Annotated in this window: 10 protein-coding genes; 8 read left to right on the forward strand and 2 right to left on the reverse strand. The window is 46.4% G+C overall.

Translation table 11 applies throughout. The features are described 5' to 3' along the window. The first annotated feature begins 34 nt into the window (after positions 1-34). The 6 genes from G548_RS0113390 (at position 35) to G548_RS0113415 (ending at position 3,913) form a co-directional block, all read left to right on the forward strand. Positions 35-625, forward strand: a complete 591-nt coding sequence (locus G548_RS0113390; protein ID WP_027847416.1) for a ribonuclease H1 domain-containing protein — start codon at positions 35-37, stop codon at positions 623-625. Between the two features lie 16 nt (positions 626-641). Continuing rightward, complete coding sequence (locus G548_RS0113395) at positions 642-1,658, forward strand: LLM class flavin-dependent oxidoreductase (RefSeq protein ID WP_022794666.1); 1,017 nt, start codon at positions 642-644, stop codon at positions 1,656-1,658. A gap of 64 nt (positions 1,659-1,722) precedes the next feature. After that, positions 1,723-2,238, forward strand: a complete 516-nt coding sequence (locus tag G548_RS0113400) for a type 1 glutamine amidotransferase domain-containing protein (RefSeq protein WP_022794667.1) — start codon at positions 1,723-1,725, stop codon at positions 2,236-2,238. Positions 2,239-2,377: 139 nt separating this feature from the next. After that, a complete protein-coding gene (gene msrA / locus G548_RS19690) occupies positions 2,378-2,929 on the forward strand; it encodes a peptide-methionine (S)-S-oxide reductase MsrA (protein WP_027847417.1) in 552 nt (183 codons plus the stop codon). Then, positions 2,916-3,359 carry a peptide-methionine (R)-S-oxide reductase MsrB gene (gene msrB, locus G548_RS19695; RefSeq protein ID WP_027847418.1) on the forward strand — a complete coding sequence of 148 codons (444 nt, stop codon included), beginning with the start codon at positions 2,916-2,918 and terminating at the stop codon, positions 3,357-3,359. Before msrA ends, msrB begins: the two co-directional genes overlap by 14 nt. 104 nt (positions 3,360-3,463) lie before the next feature. Further along, positions 3,464-3,913, forward strand: a complete 450-nt coding sequence (locus G548_RS0113415) for a ferritin-like domain-containing protein (protein WP_022794668.1) — start codon at positions 3,464-3,466, stop codon at positions 3,911-3,913. 150 nt (positions 3,914-4,063) lie between these two features. On the opposite strand, the gene G548_RS19050 is transcribed toward G548_RS0113415, so the two are convergent. After that, a complete protein-coding gene (locus G548_RS19050) occupies positions 4,064-4,225 on the reverse strand; it encodes an FbpB family small basic protein (protein WP_022794670.1) in 162 nt (53 codons plus the stop codon). Positions 4,226-4,441: 216 nt separating this feature from the next. On the opposite strand from G548_RS19050, the gene G548_RS0113430 reads away from it, so the two are divergent. Beyond that, entirely contained in the window at positions 4,442-4,870 is a 429-nt protein-coding gene (locus G548_RS0113430; protein WP_022794671.1) for a hypothetical protein, read from the forward strand. A gap of 58 nt (positions 4,871-4,928) precedes the next feature. Here the strand turns inward: G548_RS0113430 and G548_RS0113435 are convergent. After that, positions 4,929-6,091 (reverse strand): IS3 family transposase gene (locus tag G548_RS0113435; RefSeq protein WP_156847946.1). Its coding sequence is split into 2 segments (ribosomal slippage): positions 4,929-5,797 and positions 5,797-6,091, totalling 1,164 coding nucleotides; the frame shifts between segments, so codons are not numbered across the junction. Positions 6,092-6,209: 118 nt separating this feature from the next. Here G548_RS0113435 and G548_RS0113445 point away from each other — a divergent pair. Next, a partial coding sequence (locus G548_RS0113445) for an IS3 family transposase (protein WP_022794674.1) occupies positions 6,210-6,461 on the forward strand: 252 nt, incomplete at its 3' end.

Consider the following 6,461-nt stretch of genomic DNA (forward strand, 5'->3'; position numbering starts at 1 on the left):
GGAGGCGTTCTTTTTTCCTCAGGGAGAGAGACAAATGGCGAAAAAGAAATGGTATGTAGTATGGAAAGGAAAAAAGCCGGGCATTTACAGCACCTGGGCTGAATGTGAAAAGCAGGTCAAGGGGTTCAAAGGAGCGAGGTTTAAGTCGTTTTCTTCGTATGAAGAAGCAGAGACGGCTTTTAACAATTCCGCTGCAAAACCTGAAGCTGAAAATGGCAGCTACATAACAGAGAGTATTTCTGTAGACGCCGGTTCCCACGGCAACCCGGGACCGGTAGAATACCGGGGCGTCTACACGAAAACAGAAGAGATTGTGTTCGCACATCCCGGGTTTAAAAAGGGCACAAACAATATAGCGGAATTCCTTGGGATCGTGCATGCACTCCGGTACTTAAAAGACAAGGAAAGCGGAATGCCTGTGTATTCAGATTCAGCGACAGCCATCGGCTGGGTCGAAAAGAAAAAAGCAAATTCGACGCTGGTGGAAGACGCGGACAGCCGGGAAATTTGGGAAGAGATCCGCCGGGCGGAAAACTGGCTGCGGGAGCATACGTGGGACAACCCGATTTATAAATGGGATACAAATAACTGGGGAGAAATTAAAGCGGATTATCAGCGCAAGTAAAGAAAGAGGGGAAACCATGAAACTGAGTATACTTGATCAATCCATCATGCCCTACGGAGAGTCGCCGGAAAGCACATTCGTCTGGACCGGAGAATATGCCCGTATCGCTGAAGAACTAGGGTACCACCGATTCTGGGTCTCTGAGCACCACGGAACTAAGCACATAGCCGGAAGCGCCCCGGAAGTATTAATTGCCCACCTGGCTGCCCGCACCACACGAATGAAAATTGGATCAGGTGCAGTGCTGCTTCCGCACTACAGCGCGTTTAAAGTGGCTGAAGTATTTGAGGTGCTGGCTTCTCTTTACAAAGGTCGTATTGATCTGGGCCTCGGCAGAGCGCCGGGAGCTATGCCGAACGTTACCCGGGCGCTGCATGAAGGAGGCTCAAGAAATGCAGCCAGGTATCCCGGACAGCTGAAAGAGCTGCTTACTTTTTTGTCCCCGGAAGGAAATAAATACGAAGGGCTGTATGATTACGCTCCGGTAACGCCACGTGCTCAGGTGAAGCCGGCAGTCTGGATTCTCGGCTCAAGCCGGGACAGTGCGAAAACAGCAGCGGAAAACGGACTGCCGTTCTGCTTTGCGCACTTCATTAACCCGGATGAAGGCTTTCAGGCAGCTGATTATTACCACGAACATTTTCAGCCGTCGGACATCTGCCCGGCTCCCTATTTTATGCTGGCGGTCTGGGCACTTGCAGCAGAGTCCGAACAGCAGGCGGAAGAATGGAGAGCGGTCAGTGATTATGTTTCTTCAGTAACGGCTAAAGGCCTTGGTCTGCTCGGCATACCGTCGTATGAAATGATTAAAGACGTTACGTACATGGACGAAGAAAAAGATATGTTTCAAAAGAACCGGTATCATAACGCGGTTGGAACGATAGACCAGGTGGAAGAAAAGCTCAAATGGCTTGAAAAAGCTTACGGCGCTGAAGAAATTATGACTGTAGGATTTACTCCGTCATTTGAAGAAAAGGCCGCTTCGATGCAAAGGGTTGCCGACCGGTTTAAAATAAACAGCCGTCAGGTTTAGAATGAGCCGCGACTTGGGTAAACTTATCTGTGTGATCAAAGATTATATCCAGGAAAGGTGATATATGATGAGTAAAATAGCAGTAGTCCTTACAGATCTTTTTGAAGATGTGGAATTCACAGACCCGAAAGAAGCATTCGAAAAAGAAGGTCATGAACTTACCGTCATCGAAAATGAAAAAGGCAAAACAGTAACCGGTAAACAGGGAGAAGCGAAAGTGACCGTTGACGCTTCTATTGAAGATGTGAAGCCGGAAGACTTTGATGCTCTCCTTATTCCAGGAGGATTTTCTCCGGATCAGCTTCGCGGCGATCAGCGTTTCGTAGATTTTGCCAAATACTTTATGGATCATGACAAGCCGGTATTTGCGATCTGCCACGGCCCGCAGTTGCTTATTACAGCTAAAGCGCTGGAAGGCCGTAACGCGACAGGATTTAAGTCCATCCAGACGGACATGGAGTATGCCAAGGCAAAGCTTCATGATGAAGAAGTAGTCGTTTGCAACAACCTGGTTACAAGCCGTCAACCCGATGATATCCCGGCCTTTAACCGTGAATCGCTGAAACAACTAGCAAAATAAGACCGAAAGGCCGGCTGGAAAGCTGGCCTTTTCTTATTGAATGAGATTAGCAAATGAAGGTCCAGGGTGAGCACATAAACAGGAAATCGTATGAAGAAATGTTATAATTAACAGTACATGAGAGATTGGGGTGAATAACATGGCAGAAGAACAAAACACGAAGCTTGCCACCTTTGCCGGAGGGTGCTTCTGGTGTATGGTAGGCCCTTTTGAACAGGAGGAGGGTGTCTACGACATTATGTCGGGATATACCGGCGGTCATACAGAAAATCCGACGTACCGGGAAGTGTGTTCAGAAACTACCGGTCACGTAGAAGCTATCCAGATGAAATATGACCCATCGGTGGTATCCTATGAACGGCTGCTTGAAATATTTTGGCGCCAGATTGACCCTACAGACCCGGGTGGTCAGTTTAATGACCGCGGGGAATCATATACGACGAATATCTTTTACCACGATGAAGAACAGCACAGGCTTGCAGAAGCCTCCAAACAGGAGCTTGATGAGAACGGTCCGTTTGAAAAGCCGGTAGTAACGAGAATCAGGGAAGCCGGGGTGTTCTATCCGGCCGAGGAATATCATCAGGATTATCATCACAAAAATCGTTTTCACTATATGATGTACCGGAAGGGCTCCGGCCGCGAAGGATTTATAAACAATTACTGGAGTGAGCAGAATGAGCACCAATAAAAAATACAGTACAGAAGAACTGAAACAGCGTTTAACCCCGATGCAGTATGAAGTAACTCAAAATGACGCCACTGAGCGCCCGTTTGAAAATGAATACTGGAACCATAAAGAGGAAGGCCTGTATGTAGACGTGGTCTCCGGAGAGCCTTTGTTCAGTTCAAAGGATAAATTTGATTCCAACTGTGGGTGGCCGAGCTTTACCATGCCATTAAAGGAAAGCGAAGTTAAAGAAAACTTTGATGATTCTTTAGGGATGAGGAGAACAGAAGTCCGCAGCGACGAAGCAGATTCCCACCTTGGACACGTATTTCCGGATGGGCCTGAACCAACAGGTTTACGGTATTGTATCAATTCGGCCGCTCTTAAATTTATCCCGGTCAATGAGCTTGAAGAGCAGGGTTACAGCGAATATCTGTACCTGTTCAAATAAAAAAGAGGTTTTTTCAGCCTGAAAAAGGGTAAATTATACTTTGGAAGGCTGCAACTATGAGAAAACATCAATTGCACTAAACAGACGACAGGAGGAATTTATTCATGGAACGCGTAAGAGAAAACGATCCTAAAGTACAGGAATTAATCGACGGCCTAAACGTCGACTTAGCACACGAATATGCAGCAGCTATCATGTATACAAACTATGCAGCTGTGGTTTCCGGCATTCACACACCAATGCTCAAACCATTGTTTGAAGATGAAATCGGTGACGAGCAGGGCCACGCTCAATACCTTGCTTCTAAAATCCGTACGCTTGGTGGCACACCAACCACAAAACCTGCTGATGTGAAGCAGACGTTCCAGGTACGTGAAATGCTTGAAGCTGCCCGTGACGCTGAAGCAGACACGATTGAGCGCTATACAAAACGCGCCCAGCAGGCAGAAGAGCTGAACATGATCGAGCTTCAAAACAAACTTGAAGACCTTATTTCTGATGAGACCGGTCATAAAGAACAAATTGAACGCATTCTCGAAGATTCTGATCTGTAAGATAGAGAAAAAAAGCCGCCGAAAGGCGGTTTTTTTATTGTATAGAGATATACCTTTGGATTTATTTGACAGAAAGTTCAAAAAATTAACAGAGGAAATATATAAGGATGGCATGGACATATCCGGATGGCAGCCATCCCTGCAGCTCTATTAGTTGGCTCGTTTTTTAGTGCCCGGGCGGACATATACTTCCTTGGATTTTTTTTCATCAAGTCTGCGGTCTATTGAATCAAGTGCCTGCTTATTGCCCTTGAGTTCATTTTTATTTGCTTCCATCAAGTCTTCAAATGAAAGTCTCTGTGGTTTTCTCATGCGAACATCTCCCTTTCTTTCTGTTATACTCCTGCTGACAATTAGTTTACCCTATATTACTCGTTTGACAAACCATAAAATTATGAAAATGTGATAAAAAACACAATAGCTTTCAGACAGGTAGATTTTTTTTGATAAGATAAAGTAAAAAAGAATAAATTCATGTAAAATGTGGTATAGGTAATAATATATGCAAAGCCGAAAGGATGGATAGTGATGGCAGAGGAAAATGGAAACACAGCACTCAAAATTGGTTTAATCCTTGGAGGCGTCGTCTCCGTTATTGTTTTACTCAGCACCCGTAAAACCCGTTCTCCTATTGTAGGCGGAACGAAACAAACAGCTTCTACATTGAACAGCACATCCCAGTTTCTTTCAGAGAACAGGGAATCGATTATTTCTACATTAAGAGAGACATCAAATTATTATTCTGAGCTCCTCCAGTCGGCAAGCACAGATATCCAGGAAATCGTCAACCGGGTGAACAGCCTGAAAGAAACGTTGATGAAAGCAAAAACGACGACGCTTGAAACTACCGGCGAATTAAAAGAATTAAAAGAAGAAAGCACGGCTATTGAAAGCAGTTCTTCAAACAGCGGCTCAGACCAGCTGCAGAGTGCTGAAAATACTCAGTCCTCTTCATAATAAAAAGCAGGTTCATTCATTTGAACTGACCCAAAGAAATGAGACAAGAAAAAAACACCTATGCGGCCGTCGTCCGGAATTCCACCGGACTGTGGTCGTTTAATTTGGTAAATGGTCGTATGTAATTATAATAATACATGTACGAATCGACTTTTTCGACTATAATAGAAGATGTAAGGGGCATCCGTACGCGGATGCTGAATTCTTCCGACTTTAGCGAGGAATGGAAGGATTCGATCATGGCATTATCAAAGCAGTTTCCTTTCCGGGACATGCTTGTGATAATGCCTTTTTCTTTGGCTGCTTGCTGAAACGCGCGTGAGGTATACTGGGAACCCTGATCACTGTGCAGGAGGAGACCGTAGGTCTCCCGGCCCCGACAGGCCGCTTCCAACGTATCCAGCACCAGACTCGTCTCTTGCGTATCCCGTAGCTGATACGCCACTAATTCATTATTGTATACATCCATGATCGTAGATAAATACCACATCTTCTCTCCATATGGCAGGTACGTAATGTCCGTAACCCATTTTTGGTTGGGACGATCAGCTGTAAATTCCTGCTGAAGGAGGTTCGGCACCGTCTGATGGGTTTCTCCCGTCGGCCGGGTCCGTTTCTTCGGCTTGACCTGGCATTGGAGCTGATACTTCTGCATCACGCGTTGGGCGGTTTTCCGATTGATCCTGATCCCATAGTCTTTTCGGAGAAGAGCCGCCACCTTGCGGTGCCCCAGCCAATAGCGATACCGTCGGCAGATATCCATAATGATTTGGTGGAGGGCAGGAATCTCACGGGAACGTTTTTTCCACCGGTAGTAGGTGGCCCGTGAAATGCCGAAGGCATCACACATCGCCTGCACGCCATAGAGATGTTTATTCGTCTCCATCACTTCGACGATGACTTCCGGAACCACCTCCTTTCGATGGCATTGGCCTTTCCCATCAGATCATCTCTCATTTCGTAATATGCCACTTTCTTTCGCAGCTGCTCGATTTCTGTTCCCTCGTCAGGCCCTTTACCGAAGGTATATTGTTTTCCCGGCGGCTGGGCCAGGCGGTGGAAGGCTCCCTGTTTATACCACCGGACCCATGTTTTAATCTGGGATTCATTTTTAATCCCAAACTGCTTCATGAGTTCCTGGTTGGAGGTTTGCCCCTCCAATTTCAAGCGAATGACTTCGCGCTTCACATCTTCCGGACAAAATCGATTGGTTCCCGTCAAAAAAACACCTCCAGATCATCGTTAATACTACATTGAAGTGACCTAAATAAATGAGACAGATAAAAGCACCTCCCACGTCGTATTCGTAGTAAGATCGACAAATGGAGGTGTTTTTCTTATGGGAGAAAAGAAACGACGTTATCCAGCAGAAGTGAAACGGGAAGTCCTTCGGCTCAAGTGGGAGGAAGGGTGGAGCAACCGGGCCCTTATGGATACCTTCGGCATCAAGAATGTGTCCCAAATCAAGCAATGGGCCAAGTGGGTCCAGAACGGCGAGGAGCATCGCCTCGACCAGCCCATTGGCCGTCCGAATATCTACGGAGCTAGCCCGCAGGACAGTGAAACCGACCGGCTGCGGAAGCTGGTGCAG

Source organism: Marinococcus halotolerans DSM 16375, assembly GCF_000420725.1.
Lineage (GTDB): Bacteria > Bacillota > Bacilli > Bacillales > Marinococcaceae > Marinococcus > Marinococcus halotolerans.